General features: G+C 46.1%; 15 protein-coding genes and 1 tRNA gene. 8 read left to right on the top strand and 8 right to left on the bottom strand.

The window, feature by feature from the left end; genetic code table 11:
• Positions 1–47: 47 nt before the first annotated feature.
• The 4 genes from rfbG to myaer_RS14280 form a co-directional block, all read right to left on the bottom strand.
• Positions 48–1166 (bottom strand): CDP-glucose 4,6-dehydratase, encoded by a 1119-nt coding sequence (rfbG, locus tag myaer_RS14310; protein ID WP_046662582.1) that lies wholly within the window; start codon positions 1164–1166, stop codon positions 48–50.
• Positions 1167–1492: 326 nt separating this feature from the next.
• Entirely contained in the window at positions 1493–2773 is a 1281-nt protein-coding gene (locus tag myaer_RS14300) for a hypothetical protein (RefSeq protein WP_046662581.1), read from the bottom strand.
• A 273-nt stretch (positions 2774–3046) separates the two neighbouring features.
• Complete coding sequence (rfbF, locus tag myaer_RS14290; protein ID WP_046662580.1) at positions 3047–3877, bottom strand: glucose-1-phosphate cytidylyltransferase; 831 nt, start codon at positions 3875–3877, stop codon at positions 3047–3049.
• Positions 3878–4210: 333 nt separating this feature from the next.
• Positions 4211–4663 (bottom strand): SRPBCC family protein, encoded by a 453-nt coding sequence (locus myaer_RS14280; RefSeq protein ID WP_046662579.1) that lies wholly within the window; start codon positions 4661–4663, stop codon positions 4211–4213.
• Positions 4664–4767: 104 nt separating this feature from the next.
• On the opposite strand from myaer_RS14280, the gene myaer_RS14275 reads away from it, so the two are divergent.
• The 3 genes from myaer_RS14275 (at position 4768) to myaer_RS14265 (ending at position 6508) form a co-directional block, all read left to right on the top strand.
• Entirely contained in the window at positions 4768–5130 is a 363-nt protein-coding gene (locus myaer_RS14275) for a cupin domain-containing protein (RefSeq protein WP_046662578.1), read from the top strand.
• A 5-nt stretch (positions 5131–5135) separates the two neighbouring features.
• Complete coding sequence (locus myaer_RS14270) at positions 5136–5975, top strand: prephenate/arogenate dehydrogenase (protein WP_046662577.1); 840 nt, start codon at positions 5136–5138, stop codon at positions 5973–5975.
• Positions 5976–6049: 74 nt separating this feature from the next.
• Positions 6050–6508, top strand: a complete 459-nt coding sequence (locus tag myaer_RS14265) for a nitrate reductase associated protein (protein WP_046662576.1) — start codon at positions 6050–6052, stop codon at positions 6506–6508.
• A gap of 289 nt (positions 6509–6797) precedes the next feature.
• Here myaer_RS14265 and myaer_RS14260 read toward each other — a convergent pair whose 3' ends face one another.
• A complete protein-coding gene (locus myaer_RS14260; RefSeq protein WP_002758191.1) occupies positions 6798–6989 on the bottom strand; it encodes a DUF2949 domain-containing protein in 192 nt (63 codons plus the stop codon).
• Between the two features lie 268 nt (positions 6990–7257).
• Between myaer_RS14260 and myaer_RS14255 the strand changes: the two genes are divergently transcribed.
• Positions 7258–8214 (top strand): glycosyltransferase, encoded by a 957-nt coding sequence (locus myaer_RS14255; RefSeq protein WP_046662575.1) that lies wholly within the window; start codon positions 7258–7260, stop codon positions 8212–8214.
• A 68-nt stretch (positions 8215–8282) separates the two neighbouring features.
• On the opposite strand, the gene gmd is transcribed toward myaer_RS14255, so the two are convergent.
• Positions 8283–9365, bottom strand: coding sequence for a GDP-mannose 4,6-dehydratase (gmd, locus tag myaer_RS14250; RefSeq protein WP_046662574.1), 1083 nt, complete (start codon positions 9363–9365; stop codon positions 8283–8285).
• Between the two features lie 288 nt (positions 9366–9653).
• On the opposite strand from gmd, the gene rpsT reads away from it, so the two are divergent.
• The 4 genes from rpsT to myaer_RS14230 all read left to right on the top strand — a co-directional run bounded on the left by rpsT (position 9654) and on the right by myaer_RS14230 (position 18543).
• A complete protein-coding gene (rpsT, locus tag myaer_RS14245; RefSeq protein WP_002783892.1) occupies positions 9654–9947 on the top strand; it encodes a 30S ribosomal protein S20 in 294 nt (97 codons plus the stop codon).
• A gap of 50 nt (positions 9948–9997) precedes the next feature.
• Positions 9998–10777, top strand: a complete 780-nt coding sequence (locus myaer_RS14240; RefSeq protein WP_046662573.1) for a TatD family hydrolase — start codon at positions 9998–10000, stop codon at positions 10775–10777.
• Positions 10778–10893: 116 nt separating this feature from the next.
• On the top strand, positions 10894–14205 hold the full coding sequence (rpoB, locus tag myaer_RS14235) for a DNA-directed RNA polymerase subunit beta (RefSeq protein ID WP_046662572.1): 3312 nt from the start codon (positions 10894–10896) through the stop codon (positions 14203–14205).
• Positions 14206–14511: 306 nt separating this feature from the next.
• Positions 14512–18543 carry a DNA-directed RNA polymerase subunit beta' gene (locus myaer_RS14230; RefSeq protein ID WP_046663786.1) on the top strand — a complete coding sequence of 1344 codons (4032 nt, stop codon included), beginning with the start codon at positions 14512–14514 and terminating at the stop codon, positions 18541–18543.
• Between the two features lie 219 nt (positions 18544–18762).
• Here myaer_RS14230 and myaer_RS14225 read toward each other — a convergent pair.
• Both myaer_RS14225 and myaer_RS14220 read right to left on the bottom strand, forming a co-directional pair.
• A tRNA-Pro gene (locus tag myaer_RS14225) sits at positions 18763–18836 on the bottom strand.
• A gap of 40 nt (positions 18837–18876) precedes the next feature.
• Positions 18877–19392 (bottom strand): GNAT family N-acetyltransferase, encoded by a 516-nt coding sequence (locus myaer_RS14220; protein ID WP_046662571.1) that lies wholly within the window; start codon positions 19390–19392, stop codon positions 18877–18879.
• Between the last annotated feature and the right edge of the window lie 80 nt (positions 19393–19472).

The raw sequence follows: 19472 nt of genomic DNA, 5'->3' as shown, positions 1-19472 counted from the left end.
TGAACTTAATTATCACTTAATTTGCACTATTATCAGCCTTGAGTTCACTAATCGCTCAGACAACTTTGATAATATTCGATTTGTTGGCGGGTAAGTTCCTGGAATTGTGCCTTATCTTGAGAGTCCATTTGCGCCGCTTGATAATACCATGTCACGGTTTCCTTGAGGGTTTGCCGAAAATCCCAGACGGGTTGCCATTTTAGGGTATGGAAAGCCTTATCTGTGACTAGATTAAGCAATTTAGCCTCATGAACAGCCTTCGGATCACTTTGATCGAGCCAAGTCCCCGGCCAAAGTTGTAGGATAGACTCAACTAACTCTTTAACCGGACGATTAGAAGTCAGAGACGGACCGAAATTAAACGCCCCATATAACCCCCGGCTGTCTTGCTGCCAATTAGCCGTCATCAACTGCTCATAAATCGACTCAGCTAACCGTAAATAGCCCCCTAAAGGCTCTAAAACGTGCTGCCAAGGGCGAGTCGCTAGAGGGTTCCGCACCGGAATCGCTTCGGACTTCATCAAGGCCCGCATTGCATCGGGTACAATCCGGTCTAGAGACCAATCTCCGCCACCGATGACATTTCCGGCCCTGGCGCTGGCAATGCCGATGGCGGTTTGAGGAGTTTTAAAGAAGGAACTGCGCCAAGATGCGATCGCCAGTTCCGCCCCCGCTTTGCTAGAACTATAGGGATCATAACCCCCTAAGGGGTCATTTTCCCGATAACCATAGACCCATTCCCGATTCTCATAGCACTTATCGCTAGTAATAAACACGGCGGCACAGGGATGATTCAGGCTCTTGAGGGCCTCTAAAACGTGAATAGTCCCCATAACATTTGTGTTCCACGTTTCCACCGACTCAAGATAAGAAAGCCGCACTAGGGGTTGTGCCGCTAAATGAAAGACTACATCCGGCTGCCATGAAGCGATTAAACGAGCCACTAACTCAGGCTCTCGAATATCTCCTATATGATGACTCAGGTTTTGAGCTAAGTCTAATTGCTCAAATAAGGCGGGGGTGGTATTGGGAGCTAAACTGAGGCCTTTTACCTCTGCTCCTAGATGGAGTAACCAAAACCCCAGCCAAGACCCCTTAAAGCCCGTATGACCAGTAATAAAGACCTTTTTGCCCGGCCAAAATGCTTTCTTTACCATATTTTCCATCTAGCTTGTCCAGTGTCATAAAGGTGATTGAGCATTTCCATTTCTCGGTAAGTATCCATACACTGCCAAAACCCATCAGGCTCATCCTGGAAGGAGAGGGGAGCTATTATTGTTCACAAGTCAAATAGACTCGCTATACTGGGTTTTCAGTTAATTGCAGCAGCTTTGTGCAAGTAATCGCTCCCAAAGAGTTTTCGTCAAGGCTTAAACCCATCCCCCTAACTCTTTGGGAGCTACTATACAGGAACTTGACCGAGGATGTCAATTGCTTAAGGGGATTTGACAATTCATCTAATTTTGCTATATATTAGCCCGGGGTTAAACTTTTATACGGAAAATTTGCCAGATAATCTCCTATGGACTAAACTTTTTAGCCATTCAGGCATAGAGAGAATTGCCATGTATAATAAATTGGCAGCTAAGAGCCAATTGATCATTTCATCAACTAACCAAGGATATAAAAATGGACTTGCGTAAAAGGTTGCCACCATAGCGACTAAACCCATACTGGCAGGTAAGCTCAATTGATTTTCTTGCTTAATCCAATCCAAGATTTGAGGAAGGGCAAAGATTAGAAAAGTTAATTTGTAATCATAAAGCATGCCAATAACAAGAAAATTTCCTAAATGAATTGCTGCCGCAAGACGGAAGTAATCAATATATGGACTTTTATCTAAAGATTTGCTCGAATCTGCTGACACAAAATCAGACCTAAGCCATTCTCGAAAAATTTTAAATTTCGACAATAAAAATCTGGTCAAGATTGACATAGTAAATAAAATCATAATTATATACATCATATATATGATCGTATTTTTAAGATCAGTTTCGCCGCTAGTAAGCTTTGATAGAATATATGTGACTGCACCAAAGAGGACTTTATAGCCAAAACTATACCAAATTCTCCCATCATGAACGCTTGAGATAGTTTTCAACTGCCCTATACTAGCGAGAAAATAAGTAATAAAAGCAGTGGTAAAAATAGCCGACAAGAACAGAAATAGATTTCTTTTTTCTTTAATAATTACTGCCAGACCGAAAATGGGAAATAGTTTAACAACTCCCCAAAAAAATATTAATAAGTAGGCACACAACCTAAAAATTAATTCTCGGCTATTCTTAATTATCATTAGTGCGACACCCAGCCAAGAATAGATAACAATATCTACGTTGCCACGTTCCACTAAAAGCATTACCGGTGGTGAGCATAAAATTAGGGCATAAACTACAGCTTCTTGATAATTTAATCTGCCAATGATAATTAAAGTTATCCCATAAAAGATTAAAGCAAAGAAAACTCCCCAAAATATAGTATCACGCTGCTCTAACCCCAGCCAAGTTAACGAAGACCAACTACTAGGATAAGATATTTGATTGAAGCAAGAATTATTTGTTAGCGAAACTTCCTCAGTCAATCGATCACAATCAAAAGCACCTAATACGGCTGCAAGATCGATAAAGGGGTTTGTAGCCGCAGGAACCCCAAGTCTCCACCAAAAATTGTGATAGGGAACAAAAAAATTAGCTACATACAATAACCCAAAATATCCTAAGACTGCAGCAATTACCAAAAATCTGCCATCAATTTTTGATGGCTTTTTGAGCATCTGCTTAATCTGGAGATGTATTGAATTCACTATGTCCACTTAGTCCCCCCTGCTATTAAAGGATTGATTATCTGTCAATGACTTGAGTTCGGTTATGATGACTCAGGTTCTGAGCTAAGTCTAATTGGTCAAATAAGGCGGGGGTGGTATTGGGAGCTAAACTGAGGCCTTTTAGCGCTGCCCCCAGATGGAGTAACCAAAAGGCCAGCCAAGACCCCTTAAAGCCCGTATGACCAGTAATAAAGACTTTTTTGCCAGGCTAAAATGCTTCCTTTACCATATTTTCCATCTAGCTTGTCCAGTGTCATAAAGGTGATTGAGCATTTCCATTTCTCGATAAGTATCCATACACTGCCAAAACCCTTCATGCTTATAGACGGCGAGTTCTCCCAAAGCAGCCAGGGTTCTTAGGGGCTGTGCTTCAAAAGTCGTCGCATCCCCCTCAATTAAATCCAAAACCTTGCGATTTAAGACAAAATACCCCCCATTAATCCATCCTTCAGCCGTTTGGGGCTTTTCTTGGAATTGGGTGACTAAATTACCCTCAATGATTAACTCGCCAAAGCGAGAAGAAGGACGAACCGCCGTCATCGTGGCTAATTTCCCATGAGAGTAATGAAAGTCCAACAGATCCGCAATATTCACATCACAAACCCCGTCCCCATAGGTGGCCAAAAAGATCTCGCTTCCACTTCTCTCTATGTAAGGGGTGAGACGTTTAAGACGGCCTCCCGTCATGGTTTCGGGTCCCGTATCAATTAACCAAATACGCCAGTCTTCCTCCTGGTGTCCACTATCGAGTTTGGTCACTTTTTTATTGCCTAACTCTAAGAGGACATCACTTTGATTCCAATCATAGTTAAAGAAATAGTCCCGGATTATTTCCCCTTTATACCCTAGACAGAGCATAAAGTCAGTTAACCCATATTGGGCATAAGTTTTCATGATATGCCAAATAATCGGTCGATTTCCGATGGCAATCATCGGCTTAGGTCGAAATTCGGTTTCTTCCCGTAGTCGGGTTCCTTTGCCACCACACAAGATGGCCACGGGAATGTTAGACTTATAGTCCTTAACTGTTAAACTGACCGATTGTATTACCATTGGATTATATAGTGAAGGGCTTTGAGAGTGACATCATCTTATCGAGGCAGTTTAACACTGGATTCCCGATTCTGTCCAAGATCTGTCTAAAAAAATTTTTGTTAAGCGAGTGTACCCAGTTTATAGTTAAACAGGCTCTTAAATCTTATGGCAGTTATCTTCATGGTGAGGTAGGAAGTTTCCGTTTTGGGGAGTCGGTCGTCCGTAGTCAGCAATAAGCTGTACTGCCTTAAAACTTGGTATTAAGACAGTACAACTGCTCGCCTTCTCCTTACTCATAGACAGTCTTAACAAGTGCTTTAGATAGTCAACAGCTTACTACGGATGATTACCTCAGCTTGGCGGCGTATTATTGACAATATTGAGCGCATAAAGGCGAAAACGCTCTAGATCAGCTTGCAGGGTCGATTCCACCACTCGACCGAGGAAAAGATTATCCATCAATTTTCCTAACCAACCCGGTATAGCATAGGCTGCTGTCAGTCGCACAATACTCCTACCATGACGGTCATAAAAACGAATCGCCCCGCGGTTAGGCAAACCGTCCACGGATTCCCATTGAATCATCTGGTGGGGGACAATTTTCATTATCCGTGACAACCAAGTAAATTCTAGACCACCACTGGCTAACTTCCAACGGGAAAGCTCTGGATCCTCCTCGAGAATTTTCACCGATTCGATCCATTTCATCCACTGGGGCATTTGTTCCAAATCTGACCAGAGATCCCAAACCAGATCGATCGGCGCGTCCACTTCTACCTGTACACTATGTTCTAACCAAGTCATTCGTTAATTCTGGCGATGCTGAATATTTCTATGATAACGGCTATTAGTCTTTAGCCTTTGACTCAATGATAAAATAAAAACAATCTTCGAGGTTTAACTCTACCATGTTAATCAGAAAACTGCTCGAATGCGAGGAATTCATCGCCGGTGATCATACCCGATTGCGGGAGTTATTGCATCCCGATAAACAGCCGTTAAATCTACGTTATAGTTTAGCCCACGCCCAGGTAGATGTGGGGGAAACTTCTACTCCCCACGCTTTAAAAACTGCGGAAGTTTATTATATTTTGCAAGGACAAGGGGAAATGCACATCGATGAGGAAGTGCAATTAGTGACTGTCGGTGCCGCCATTTATATACCTCCTCTAGCTAAACAATATATTCATAATTGTGGCGAGGAACCCTTAATTTTTTTGTGCATTGTTGATCCCGCTTGGCGAGTGGAAGACGAAATTATCTTTGAGTAAAACTAATGAATATTGGCATTATTGGACTGGGTTTAATCGGTGGTTCTTTGGGGTTAGATTTTCGATCGCAAGCTTATAAGGTTTTGGGAGTTTCCCGTCAACAATCCACCTGTGATATCGCTGTACAAAAAGGCGTGGTAGATGAATCTAGTACCAGTTTAGAGTTATTGGCTACTGCCGATTTAATCTTTATCTGTACTCCCATACATTTAATTGTGCCAACTTTGCAAAAATTAACTCCCTATTTAAAACCCCAAGCCATTGTCACCGATGTGGGATCGGTTAAAGGGGCAATTGTGGACAATTGTAGTCAATTATGGCCAAATTTTGTCGGTAGTCATCCTATGGCAGGGAAAACCGAACAGGGAATTAATGCGGCACAATTTGATTTATTTGTCAATGCCCCATATCTGATTACTCCCCTTGAATCTACTCCTAATTTTGCCGTGGAAATCTTAACCGAAATAGTACAACAATTAGGCTGTCAAATTTATTATTCTTCCCCCGAAGAACACGATCGAGCCGTGGCTTGGATTTCCCATCTGCCAGTAATGATTAGTACCAGTTTAATCCAAGCTTGTGCGAAAGAACAAGACCTGAATATTCGCGAATTAGCGGAAAATTTAGCTAGTTCTGGTTTTCGCGATACCAGTCGCGTCGGTGGCGGTAATCCCGAATTAGGTTTAATGATGGCTAAATACAATCGTCAAGCTTTATTGATATCCTTGACCAATTATCGGCAAAATCTTGATAAAGTTATTGACTATATTGCAGGAGAAAAATGGCAGGAACTAGAGAAAATTCTCGTCTCTAGTCATCAATATCGAGCCAATTTTATTCAATAAAAATATCATTTTGATTAGCAGTTATCCCGCGACACTGTATCATAAATTTATCCTCAGTAAACCGATGAAATGATATGACCACCTTTTTCGACTTTGAAGCCGAATTTGTTGACTCCTTGCGTTGTATCCCGATGACCGTGAGAATGAAACTAGATACCTGTGGAGTTAAATTAAAATTATCCCATTGGATGCAGTTGAGTCAACCGGAAAGAATGGTATTAGTTAATATGGCTTGTACGACGGCAGCAGAAGCCAAAATCTATCGAGATTTTCTGCAAAAATTAATCATCGAAAAAACTGGTAATCCCCCAGGAGAACTAGCGATAGATCCCCATCCCGCTTGGCTAGATGATAGCCAGATTCCCGATACAGTCCTACAAAAAGCCCGAGAATTCCAGATCGAAATTAGTTTAGAACAATGGCAAAAATTGCAACCATCCCAACGTTTTGCCCTGATTAAACTTAGTCGTCTGGGTCACGAAAATCTCAACTTCTATCCGGCCCTGAAAGAGTTCCATTTAGTCGATGCCTAACTCAAGAACCTATGCCATATTAATTAAGTTTTTTCCTATCTTACTGTCATGACAAGCAAAATGACGATCAAGGGGTATAAAATTAAATAAGTGGGAAAGCATAATTATTTCTAGGATGGGTTAGCGACAGCGTAACCCATGCGGTTGTTCGGTTTTCCCCCTCAATCTAATCTAAGTCTATCTTATATTTAATTTCACCCACCTACTTAAATTGCAGTAACTTGCAGCTCTAGAGCTTGGTCAATTTTCTTAATAAAAATGATAATTAATGTCCTATCTTGAAAAATAATTAGACAGTTTCCATCCAGTCAAAAACTTGATTCAATTGCGACAAATCTATTAAACCGTACTGCCATAAAACCATCGGCAAAGAACCCACCGATGCTTCACAGAGACGCACAGCCATATCGAAGGAACGGGGGGAAATGGCTAATTTTTCCAAGAGGAAAGTGCGGAGTTGTTTTTGTTGATGAGCTTCCATGACTAAGGATCATTTGTAACGATAATCGGATTATTGAATAACTTATCCTCTATTAAAAAGAGATACTTCCCTCACGGGGATCACCCAATTGGGTGATTTTGTCCAACCATCAGAATAATTTAAGGATTTATCCAGAATATGTCCTACTATCCCGAAATTGCTAGTGGGGATATCAACACTTCCTTGACGTAGAAAAACGAGAAAGGGGAACTTTTGGGATAAGCTATTGATAACCTAGTTTTTGATCGAGTAGGAGAGAATTGCCCCAATGAGTCATGCTCCTCAAGTTTCCGTAATTATTCCTTGCTATAATCAAGGTCGCTATCTTGATGATGCGATCTCATCTCTTTTAGTACAAAAATACCAAAGCCTTGAAATCCTTGTCATCGATGATGGCTCCACAGAACCGGAAACCATCGAGATTTTACAAGATTATCAACAGCCAAAAACCCGGATCATCCGCACAGAAAATCAAGGGGTTGCCACAGCGAGAAATCTAGGAATTGCCCAAGCGCAAGGAACCTATATTCTTCCCCTTGATGCCGATGATAAAATTGCCGATTCTTATCTAGAAAAAGCGGTTACTTTGCTAGAAAGTAATGAGCAATTAGGGATAGTTTATTGCGAAGCGGAGTATTTTGGGGATAGACAAGGAATTTGGCCGCTGCCTGAGTATAAATTTCCAGATATATTAGTAGATAATATGATATTTTGCTCCGGTTTGTTTCGGAAATCCGACTGGGAAACTGTGGGGGGCTATAATACTAATTTAATTTATGGTTGGGAAGATCACGATTTTTGGTTATCTCTGATCGAATTAGGTCGAGAAGTCTATCGTATCCCAGAAGTGTTATTTTTCTATCGACAAAAAGCTGATTCTATGAGTCGCTCAATGACCGCAGAACACTATATTTATTCCTATACGCAGCTTTTCTATAATCATCCCCAACTTTACTCCCAAAATATCCAAGCCATTTTTGCCGCTTTAGTCACCTTAAAAGTCGATATATTCGCTCAGTTGGAACAGGCTAGAGAACGAATTAAACAATTAGAAATTCATGAACAAGAATTGCAACAAGAATTGCAAAAAACCCAATTGGATTATCGAGAAGCTGACAGTAAAATAGCCGCAATGGAAAAAAGTAAATTCTGGCAAATGAGAAGGGCTTGGATTAAAATGCAAAAATTGCTAGGTTTGCTGGAAAAAGACCCTATTTATTCCTAAAAGTCAGGTAAAAATGGCGATGGATCAAGACGGGGGATGGGTTGCGCTTCCCTAACCCACCCGACTTTTTAATCGACGGCAATTAAGGAACGATTGCGAAGATAAGCCAAATCTTTTAATAACTGTTCGCTATCACCAGCGTTATTAAGATTAATCCCCAAAGCCGCTAAATCCGCATCTACCATTAATTTTACCAGTCCCTCGAACGTCACCGACGGCTGCCAACCTAATTTATCCCTGGCTTTTGTGGAATCTCCTATTAATAAATCCACTTCCGCCGGACGCAAATAACGTTCATCAAACTCCACATAATCCTGCCAATTTAAATTAACGTATTGGAAAGAAATATCGAGAAACTCCCGGATAGAATAGGTTTCATTTGTCGCCACTACATAATCATCCGGTTCTTCCTGTTGTAACATTAACCACATCGCCCGCACATAATCCTTAGCATAACCCCAATCCCTTTTAGAATCGAGATTTCCTAAATAGAGTTTTTTCTGTTGTCCAGCAATAATTCGGGCCAAAGCGCGGGTAATTTTGCGCGTGACAAAAGTTTCTCCACGCCGGGGGGATTCATGGTTAAATAAAATGCCGTTACAGGCAAATAAGTCGTAGGATTCCCGATAGTTGATTGTTTGCCAGTGACCGTAAACTTTCGCACAAGCGTAGGGACTGCGGGGATAAAATGGCGTGGTTTCTTTTTGGGGAACTTCCATGACTTTCCCGAACATTTCCGAGGAACCTGCTTGATAGAAACGCACTTCGATGCCGGTTCTTTTTTGGTAATCCCGAATTGCTTCTAGTAATCTTAAAACTCCCACCCCCACAGCATCAACGGTGTATTCTGGGGCATCAAAACTAACCCGCACATGGGATTGGGCCCCTAAATTATACACTTCTACCGGCTGCACTTGTTCGAGAATACGCCGCAGGGTCGTCCCGTCGGTGAGGTCGCCATAATGAAGAAATAATTTAGTATCGGGCTGGTGGGGGTCAGTGTAGATATGATCGATGCGATCGGTGTTAAAAGTTGAGGTACGACGGATGATACCGTGGACTTGATAGCCTTTTTCTAGTAACAATTCGCTCAGATAGGAACCATCTTGACCGGTGATGCCGGTAATGAGGGCGCGTTTCGGTTGAGTCATTAGTAATTTACCTAATCGGAAAGAATAAAGACCAGGGTAGGGTCTGACTGCTTATAGCACACTTTAGCCCCTCAGGACAAGTTTGGCCATTAGTTATCGGCACAGTCACGGCAAAATCCCCTGAACGTGAATTTAGGTTTAGCAGTCCCCTTAACCCTCAATCCTTCCCCGTCTGTGGGGTTGCGTCAATCTTGTCCAGAAAACTCTTGCAACAAATAGCACAAATCTGTTATGATGGTTTGTCTGTGTCCCGATTAACCATACCAGTATTGAGAACAAGAAACGACTGTGGCTAATACAAAGTCTGCACTCAAACGAGTCCAAATCTCCGAAAGAAATCGTCTACGCAACAAAGCGTACAAGTCAGCCGTAAGAACCCTGATCAAAAAATGTCTTGTCGCTGTCTCGGCCTACGGAGCCAACCCCAGCCCAGAAGGCTTAGAAAGCGCCCAACAAGCTCTATCTGAAGCCTACAGTAAAATCGATAAAGCCGTCAAGCGCAACGTCTTGCACCGAAACAACGGTGCTAGAAAAAAAGCCAGTTTAGCCAAAGCTTTGCAAAAAGTTAGCCAAGCTTCCTAAGAAACGAGTAAGCTGTAATCAGGACAGACGCAACAAGCGATCGGGGGTTGATGCAATTAATAGATACGCACGTTCATCTGAACTTTGACGTTTTGCAAGCCGACTTGCCCGCTATCTCCGAACGTTGGCGAAGTGTAGGAGTCGTTCATCTGGTTCACTCCTGTGTTGAACCGGAAGAATTTGCGGCGATTAAAGCCATTGCTGATCAATTTGAGGAAATTTCCTTCGCCGTCGGTTTACATCCCCTAGATGCCCAAAAATGGCGAGATAATAGTGCCGATCAGATCGAATCCCTAGCCCGATCTGATCGGCGCGTTGTGGCGATCGGGGAAATGGGTTTAGATTTCTATAAAGCGGATAATCAAGAGCAGCAAAAACAGGTCTTTTGGACGCAACTAGAAATCGCCCATCGTCTCGATAAACCCGTGATTATCCATTGTCGAGATGCGGCCATGGTCATGCGGGAGGAAATCAGCGCCTTTCGGCAACAAGTGGGCCAAATTCGCGGCGTGATGCACTGCTGGACGGGCAACCCCGAAGAAACTCAATGGTTTTTAGATTTGGGTTTTTACATCAGCTTTAGCGGCATTGTCACCTTCAAAAACAGTAAAACCGTGCAAGCTGCCGCCCAAATCGTCCCCAGCGATCGCCTACTGATCGAAACCGATTGCCCCTTTCTCTCCCCCAATCCCCACCGCGGTAAACCCTGTGAACCCTCTTTCGTCTTCCATGTGGCCGAAACCGTCGCCCGCCTGCGCGGCTATCCGGTCGAAACCCTAGCCGAACAAACCACCCACAACGCCCGCAACTTATTTCAACTCCCCAGTTAAAAAACATAGTTTATTAGACAGGAAACAGGATTCAGGAAACAGAAATAACTGAACCAAAGAAAACTGCTCACTGATATCCGACCGTCGCTATCGTGTCATCAGCCCTTGTAACCATAATGAACAATCTTACCTTTAATCTCTTACCCGACCTCATCGAAATCCAACACTCCAGTTTTCGGTGGTTTTTGGAAGAAGGACTAATCGAGGAACTGAACAGCTTTTCCCCCATCAGCGACTATACAGGTAAATTAGAACTACATTTTCTCGGCCAGGACTACAGACTCAAAGAACCAAAATACAACGTCGATGAAGCCAAACGACGCGATAGCACCTATTCCGTTCAGATGTACGTTCCCACCCGTTTAATCAACAAAGAAACGGGAGAAAACATCGAACAGGAAGTCTTTATCGGCGATTTACCCCTGATGACCGAACGGGGGACTTTTATCATTAACGGGGCCGAACGAGTCATCGTCAATCAGATCGTCCGTTCCCCCGGCGTTTACTACAAAGCCGAAATCGACAAAAACGGTCGCCGCACCTACTCTGCTTCCCTGATTCCCAACCGAGGAGCTTGGTTAAAATTTGAAACCGACAAAAACGGCTTAGTCTGGGTCAGAATCGACAAAACTCGCAAACTATCCGCCCAAGTTCTCCTGAAAGCGATCGGATTGAGCGATAACGAAATCTTTGACTCCCTACGCCATCCCGAATTTTACCAAAAAACCCTCGACAAAGAAGGCAATCCCAGCGAAGAAGAGTCCCTCCTCGACCTCTACCGCAAACTACGCCCCGGAGAACCTCCCACCGTCACCGGCGGACAACAACTGCTCGAATCGCGCTTTTTTGACAATAAACGCTACGATCTCGGGCGCGTTGGTCGTTATAAACTCAACAAAAAACTACGCCTCAACGTCCCCGATAACCAGCGCGTTCTCACCACCACCGACATCTTAGCGGCGATCGACTACCTAATTAACCTCGAATTTGACATCGGCAACACCGACGACATCGACCACCTCGGCAATCGTCGCGTCCGTTCCGTGGGTGAACTGCTACAAAACCAAGTGCGAGTAGGTTTAAACCGCTTAGAAAGAATCATTCGGGAACGGATGACCGTCAGCGAATCCCAAAACCTCACCCCCGCTTCCCTAGTCAACCCGAAACCCCTAGTAGCGGCGATTAAAGAATTCTTTGGTTCCTCGCAACTCTCCCAGTTCATGGATCAAACCAACCCCCTAGCGGAATTGACCCATAAACGCCGCATTTCCGCCCTTGGCCCCGGCGGTCTCACCCGGGAACGGGCCGGTTTTGCCGTGCGCGACATTCACCCCTCCCACCACGGTCGCATTTGTCCGGTGGAAACCCCAGAAGGCCCCAACGCCGGTTTAATCGGTTCCCTGGCCACCTACGCTCGCGTCAACGACTACGGTTTTATTGAAACCCCCTGTTATGTGGTGGAAAATGGCCGAGTCCGCTACGATCTCCCCGTTAAATACCTCACCGCCGACGAAGAAGACGATCTCAGAGTCGCACCGGGAGACGTGGCCACCGATGAAAATGGTTATATCCTCGGCGAAACTATCCCAGTGCGCTATCGGCAGGAATTCTCCACCACTTCCCCCGAACAAGTGGACTACGTTTGCGTTTCCCCCGTGCAAATTGTCTCGGTGGCCACTTCCCTGATTCCCTTCCTCGAACACGACGACGCTAACCGCGCCCTCATGGGTTCTAATATGCAGCGACAAGCGGTTCCCCTGCTGCGTCCCGAACGTCCCCTTGTGGGAACGGGATTGGAAGCACAGGCCGCTCGCGACTCTGGCATGGTCATCGTTTCGCGTACCAATGGGGTCGTTTCCTACGTCGATGCTAACCGGATTCGCATCAAAGTAGCGGATCAAGACAAAGAGATTTTTGGCAAGAGCGAGATCGAGTACGAAATTCAGAAATATCAACGCTCTAACCAAGATACCTGCTTAAATCAGCGTCCTTTAGTCTATCAAGGTGAACAGGTTGTCCCCGGACAGATCCTCGCCGATGGTTCCGCCACCGAAGGAGGAGAAATCGCCCTCGGCCAGAATATCCTCGTCGCCTATATGCCCTGGGAAGGCTATAACTACGAAGACGCAATTTTAATCAGTGAAAGACTGGTGGCACAAGATGTCTATACCAGTATCCACATCGAAAAATACGAAATCGAAGCCCGTCAAACTAAACTTGGACCTGAGGAAATCACCAGGGAAATTCCCAACGTCGGTGAAGATGCCCTGCGAAACCTCGATGAACGCGGCATTATTCGCGTCGGTGCCTGGGTAGAAGCCAGCGATATCCTCGTCGGGAAAGTCACCCCGAAAGGCGAATCAGACCAACCTCCTGAAGAAAAACTACTGCGGGCAATTTTCGGCGAAAAGGCACGGGATGTACGCGATAACTCCCTCCGCGTCCCCAACGGCGAAAAAGGCCGGGTAGTAGATGTGCGGGTATTTACCCGCGAACAGGGGGATGAATTACCCCCCGGGGCTAATATGGTGGTGCGGGTCTACGTTGCCCAAAAACGCAAAATCCAAGTGGGCGATAAAATGGCGGGTCGTCACGGCAATAAAGGGATTATTTCTCGCATTCTGCCCCTAGAAGATATGCCCTACCTACCCGATGGTCGCCCCGTCGATATCGTTCTCAATCCCCTAGGGGTTCCCAGTCGCATGAACGTCGGTCAGGTGTTTGAATGTTTACTGGGTTGGGCCGGCGAAAATCTGGGCGTACGCTTTAAGATTACTCCCTTTGACGAAATGTATGGGGAAGAAGCCAGCCGTTTAACCGTTCACGGATTGCTCGAAAATGCCTCGAAAAAACCCAATCGCGATTGGGTGTTCAAGGAAGAACACGCCGGCAAAGTCACGGTTTATGATGGTCGCACCGGCGAACCCTTTGACCGTCCCGTTACCGTCGGTATGGCCTATATGTTAAAACTGGTTCACCTGGTTGATGATAAAATTCACGCCCGCTCTACCGGTCCCTACTCCTTGGTTACTCAGCAACCCTTGGGCGGTAAAGCTCAACAGGGAGGCCAGCGCTTCGGAGAAATGGAAGTCTGGGCCCTGGAGGCCTACGGGGCGGCCTATACCTTGCAGGAATTGCTAACGGTGAAATCCGACGATATGCAAGGACGGAATGAGGCTTTAAATGCGATCGTAAAAGGCAAGCCGATTCCCCGCCCGGGTACGCCAGAATCCTTTAAGGTTTTGATGCGAGAATTGCAATCCCTCGGCCTCGATATCGCCGTTCACAAGGTGGAAAATGCCCCCGATGGTACTTCCCGCGATGTGGAGGTGGATCTGATGGTCGATGTCGGCCGTCGCGCCCCCTCTCGCCCCACCTACGAATCCTTAACCACGGAAGACCTTGAGGAAGAAGAATCGGAAGTGTAATTTCAGTTATCAGTTATCAGTTATCAGTTATCAGTGAGAAGTCAGGAGTCAGTCCCGATGAAAAAATTTTCACCCCCACAGATGAAAGAGGTTTCTTTCCCCACACCCCACACCCCACACCCTACACCCTCTTTCCAGTCAGGAGACAGGAGAGAATTTTCCAGGAAAAAGCCAAAAAAAGGACAGTAAAGTAAAAATTTGCCTATTCCCCGTTTCCTATTCCCTGTTTCCTGTTCCCTTTTCTAACTGATAGCTGAATGCTGAATGCTGATAGCTAATAGCTGTTTACTTGTTACCCGGATCGAGATGTTTTATAACCAAACTGTTGACAAAGGAAAACTGAAAAAACTGATCGCTTGGGCCTATCAAAACTACGGTTCGGCGCGCTGTTCACAAATGGCCGATGAATTGAAAAACCTCGGTTTTCGTTTCGCTACCAAAGCAGGGGTTTCCATTAGTGTGGATGATTTAACCGTACCGCCAGCTAAACGACAAATGATCGAAAGTGCCGAACAGGAAATCCGGCAAACCGAACAGCGTTATGTGCGCGGGGAAATCACTGAAGTGGAACGCTTCCAAAAAGTAATTGACACTTGGAATAGTACATCTGAATCCCTTAAAGATGAAGTAATTCGCAACTTCCAAGTCACCGATCCCCTCAACTCCGTCTATATGATGGCTTTCTCCGGAGCGCGGGGTAATATGAGCCAAGTGCGTCAGTTAGTGGGAATGCGGGGATTAATGGCTAATCCCCAGGGGGAAATTATCGACCTCCCGATTAAGACTAACTTCCGGGAAGGATTGACCGTTACCGAATACGTTATTTCCTCCTACGGGGCCCGCAAAGGTTTAGTTGATACAGCCTTACGGACGGCAGATTCCGGTTATCTGACCCGTCGTCTCGTCGATGTGTCCCAAGATGTCATCGTCCGCGAGGCCGATTGTGGCACCAATCGTTACATCGAATTAACCGCCATGACCGATGGCGATCGTGTGTTAATTCCCTTAAGCGATCGCCTATTAGGTCGTTCCCTGGCCGAAGATGTGGTGGTCAATGGAGAAGTGATCGCCACCCGCAACCAGATTATCGATGACGAAACCGCCGAAAAATTGGGCAAACTGGTCGATAAAATCAAAGTCCGCAGCCCCTTAACCTGTGAAGCAGCCCGCTCGGTTTGTCAAACCTGTTACGGTTGGAGTCTGGCCCACGGTCATCCGGTGGATATGGGGGAAGCAGTGGGAATTATTGCCGCCCAATCGATCGGAGAACCGGGGACTCAGTTAACCATGCGTACCTTCCACACCGGGGGCGTATTTACCGGAGAAGTGGCCCGGCAAGTGCGGAGTCCCTTCGAGGGAACTGTGCGTTTTCTGCCGGGGTTAAGTATCCGTAACGTGCGCACTCGCCACGGGGATGAACGGGATCAAGTGGAGGCACCGGGGGAAATTAAATTAACGCCCAAGGATAAAACTAAGGAAACCGTCACCTACTCTTTGACTCCGGGGTCGCTGCTATTCGTCACCGATGGGGCAACAGTAAGCGAGGAACAGTTACTAGCGGAAATTACCTCCGATAAAGTCCAAAAATCCACGGAAAAAGCCACAAAAGACGTAACCAGTGACTTAGCCGGCGAGGTGCTATTCTCCCAATTAGTCCCAGAAGAAAAAACCGATCGCCAAGGCAACACCACCCGCATCGCCCAACGGGGGGGATTACTATGGATTCTCTCCGGAGAAGTGTATAACTTGCCCCCAGGGGCTGAACCCGTGGTCAGTAACGGCGATCAAGTACAAGTGGGGGATGTTCTGGCGGAAACTAAGTTGGTATCCACTAACGGCGGTTTGGTGCGTTTAGCCCCCAATAGCCGGGAAATCGATATCGTCACCGCTTCCGTGTCTTTGGATCAGGCCGAAGTAAAAGTAGAAAGTAGTGCCGGTCGGGAACAATTTATTATTCATACGGCCGATGGTCAACGCTTCCTGCTGAAAACCACTCCGGGGACAAAAGTACAGAATCATGCCATTGTCGCTGAGTTAATCGATGATCGCTATCAAACCCACACCGGCGGCATGATTAAATACGTCGATATCGAAGTCTCCAAAGGCAGCCGCAAACAGGGTTATGAAATCACTAAAGGCGGCACGATCCTCTGGATTCCCGAAGAAACCCACGAAGTCAATAAAGATATCTCCCTCTTACAGGTGGAAGATGGGCAGTATGTGGAGGCAGGGGAAGAAGTGGTTAAAGACATCTTCTGTAACTCTAGCGGTGTGGTGGAAGTTATCCAGAAAAATGACATCCTCCGGGAGATTATTGTCAAACCGGGGCTGTTATTTATGGATCTCGAACCAGAATCCTCCGGAATTGCCCAAGAACAGTTAATTTACCCCGGAACACAGTTGACTCCCGAAGTGACGATCGAGGAGTTACGGCAAGCCGAATGGGTAGAAACTAACGAGGGTTTGGGGTTACTGCTGCGACCGGTACAGGAGTTCACCGTACAGGACCAATCCACTTCTCCCACCCAAGGTTCCGCTAACCAAGAAGGAGGACGACATATCGAACTGCGATCGGTGCAGCGCATCTTCTTTAAAGACGGGGAAAGAGTTAAATCCGTTGAGGGTTGTCAACTGATTAGCACCCAATTAGTCCTAGAAATTTCTAGCGAAGAACCAGAATCAGTCTCCCATCTGACGGCTGATATCGAGTTAGAACCGATTGAGGACAGCGATTGTCAGCGTTTACAGTTAGTTATTCTGGAATCTCTGGTGCTGCGTCGGGATAGTGATAGTGATCCTTTAGGGGGGAATATTCAGACTCGCGTTCTCGTCCAAGATGGCGATGAAATTCCACCTGGAGCAGTGGTGGCCAGAACCGAGATCCAGTGTAAGGAAGTTGGAGAAATTCGCGGGATTCGCAAGGGTAGCGAAGCGGTGCGCCGTCTTTTAATTGTGAGTGACCGTGACGAGTTTATTCTCCCGCTCCCCTTCGACGTAGCTCAGGGCAAGGCTGTTGCTCCCACCGTCAAAGCTGGGGATCTGGTGATCGCCGAAACCGAGATCGGTGCCGGAGTTTTAGCCCCCAATTCCGGTCAAGTGCTGGCCGTTGACAAAACCGCCACCGGCTACGAAATCCGTCTGCGTAGCGCCCGACCCTACCGAGTATCGGCGGGGGCCATTCTGCACATCGATGAGGGAGATCTAGTCCAAAGGGGCGATAATTTGGTCCTGTTGGTGTTTGAGCGCTCGAAAACTGGGGATATCATTCAAGGTTTACCCAGAATCGAAGAACTGCTCGAAGCGCGTAAGCCGAAAGAGGCTTGTGTCCTAGCACGCAAACCGGGATTTTGTCAAGTGGAGTACCAAGATTCTGAGATCGTCGATATTAAGGTGGTCGAGGATGACGGCACGATCAGTGAATATCCGCTTTTAGGCAGTCAAAACCCTCTGGTGAGCGATAATCAGCGTATTGATGTGGGTCAGGCGTTAACCGATGGTCAGGCTAATCCGCACGAGATTTTAGAGGTGTTCTTTAATTATTATGTGGATAGCTTGGGCAGTTACGAGGCAGCCCTGAAAGCCTTGGAAAAAACCCAGATGTTCCTCGTCGATCAGGTACAGTCGGTCTATCAGTCCCAGGGGATCGATATTGCCGATAAACATATTGAAGTGATTGTGCGTCAGATGACCTCTAAGGTGCGGATCGATGACGGCGGCGATACCAGTATGTTACCCGGGGAATTGTTGGAACTGCGACAGGTGGAAACAGTAAACGAAGCCATGTCGATCACCGGTGGGGCGGCGGCTAAATATACGCCTGTACTACTGGGGATCACCAAAGCTTCCTTGAATACCGATAGCTTTATCAGTGCCGCCTCCTTCCAAGAAACCACCCGCGTCCTCACCGAAGCGGCGATCGAAGGCAAGTCCGACTGGTTACGCGGTCTCAAGGAAAACGTGATTATCGGTCGTCTGATTCCGGCGGGTACTGGCTTCAATTCCCACGAAAACACGGCGGGGATCAGCGATTACACCCCCCCAGAGGAGGAATATAACTACAACAATCGTAGCTATTACGCTGCCCCCGGCGCGATCGGCTTCCCCCCCCGTCCCGGTTTCGGCGATAGTAGTGACGATAGCGATATGATTCTTGACGATCAAACCGCTCGCGCCTACGCTGAGGGTGATGTGGTCGATTTAGAGGATGATGAGATGGCTTTCCTCTCCTCCCGCGGCAGCAGTCGCTTTAGTCGCCAACCTATCAGCGACAGCTGGTCAGCAGCTGATGAGGAAGGGGAGGAAGAAGATTTCGAGGAGGATTACGAAGAAGAAGAATAATCGTCTGTCGAGATATTACAAAGAGCAGTGGGAGACACGGGGAGGCAAGGGCAATTTTTCTAGAGAAAAATCCTTGTTATTCCCCAAAAATCTCCTGCTTTTCTCCCCAAAGTCCCTAATTTTCTGGCTAATTCACCTCCGTTTGGCAATAAAAGAAGGCAGCCTTTTTTGTCAACCGGAAAGGAGACAAGGTTAAGATTTTAATAATTTTTTCTCCAGTCGGGATGACAGGATTTGAACCTGCGGCATCCTGCTCCCAAAGCAGGCGCGCTACCAAGCTGCGCTACATCCCGAAGTGAATTCCTTTTTTAGTATAGCCTAAGAGCGGCATTCTTAATCGGGATACCAAAACATACCTTTGATACCTTCGGGATCGAGAACAAAACCGAGACGACGATAGAAATCCACCACCTGTGGATCGGCGAAAAGAGTTATATTACTGATATCCTCGCCCCGCAACTTCCTGATCATAAATTTCATTAATGCTTTACCAAAGCCTTTACTTTGATAGTGAGGATGAACAACCACATCCCAGACCGTGGCATTAAAAGCGTGATCGGAAGTGGCACGAGCAAAACCCACTAAACGACGGCGATTACCTCGCACTTCCCACATCGATACCACTAAAAAACTACATTCGATCGCCTTTTTAACTTTGCGTAAAGGACGACGGGCCCAACCTACCGAGTCACAAAGTTCTTCTAACTCATACAGATCTAGCTCTCGATCGGTACTAAAAAACACTCGCGTCTGTCCGAGGTCATTCTGGCCAACCTCTACCAAGTCTCCCGAATAGTCAGGTGATGCAGTGACTTCCGAGCTATTAAACAATCTTTTCCAAAAAACCATGCCGGGGGGGCTACTGCCTCAATGTTATCTTTTTAGCCTAGTATATTTTATTTTCCCCTGTCTACGAACAATCGGGCAAC

This window comes from Microcystis aeruginosa NIES-2549, from assembly GCF_000981785.2.
Taxonomy (GTDB): domain Bacteria; phylum Cyanobacteriota; class Cyanobacteriia; order Cyanobacteriales; family Microcystaceae; genus Microcystis; species Microcystis aeruginosa_C.
Note: the sequence above shows the minus strand (reverse complement) of the source record. Positions and strands in the feature narration are given on the sequence as shown.

What these genes read in the sequence shown, in the direction of transcription:
- rfbG (WP_046662582.1), bottom strand. Translation starts at nt 1,166, where the DNA reads ATGGAAAATATGGTAAAGAAAGCATTTTGGCCGGGCAAAAAGGTCTTT.
- myaer_RS14300 (WP_046662581.1), bottom strand. Translation starts at nt 2,773, where the DNA reads ATGCTCAAAAAGCCATCAAAAATTGATGGCAGATTTTTGGTAATTGCT.
- rfbF (WP_046662580.1), bottom strand. Translation starts at nt 3,877, where the DNA reads ATGGTAATACAATCGGTCAGTTTAACAGTTAAGGACTATAAGTCTAAC.
- myaer_RS14280 (WP_046662579.1), bottom strand. Translation starts at nt 4,663, where the DNA reads ATGACTTGGTTAGAACATAGTGTACAGGTAGAAGTGGACGCGCCGATC.
- myaer_RS14275 (WP_046662578.1), top strand. Translation starts at nt 4,768, where the DNA reads ATGTTAATCAGAAAACTGCTCGAATGCGAGGAATTCATCGCCGGTGAT.
- myaer_RS14270 (WP_046662577.1), top strand. Translation starts at nt 5,136, where the DNA reads ATGAATATTGGCATTATTGGACTGGGTTTAATCGGTGGTTCTTTGGGG.
- myaer_RS14265 (WP_046662576.1), top strand. Translation starts at nt 6,050, where the DNA reads ATGACCACCTTTTTCGACTTTGAAGCCGAATTTGTTGACTCCTTGCGT.
- myaer_RS14260 (WP_002758191.1), bottom strand. Translation starts at nt 6,989, where the DNA reads ATGGAAGCTCATCAACAAAAACAACTCCGCACTTTCCTCTTGGAAAAA.
- myaer_RS14255 (WP_046662575.1), top strand. Translation starts at nt 7,258, where the DNA reads ATGAGTCATGCTCCTCAAGTTTCCGTAATTATTCCTTGCTATAATCAA.
- gmd (WP_046662574.1), bottom strand. Translation starts at nt 9,365, where the DNA reads ATGACTCAACCGAAACGCGCCCTCATTACCGGCATCACCGGTCAAGAT.
- myaer_RS14240 (WP_046662573.1), top strand. Translation starts at nt 9,998, where the DNA reads ATGCAATTAATAGATACGCACGTTCATCTGAACTTTGACGTTTTGCAA.
- rpoB (WP_046662572.1), top strand. Translation starts at nt 10,894, where the DNA reads ATGAACAATCTTACCTTTAATCTCTTACCCGACCTCATCGAAATCCAA.
- myaer_RS14230 (WP_046663786.1), top strand. Translation starts at nt 14,512, where the DNA reads ATGTTTTATAACCAAACTGTTGACAAAGGAAAACTGAAAAAACTGATC.
- myaer_RS14220 (WP_046662571.1), bottom strand. Translation starts at nt 19,392, where the DNA reads ATGGTTTTTTGGAAAAGATTGTTTAATAGCTCGGAAGTCACTGCATCA.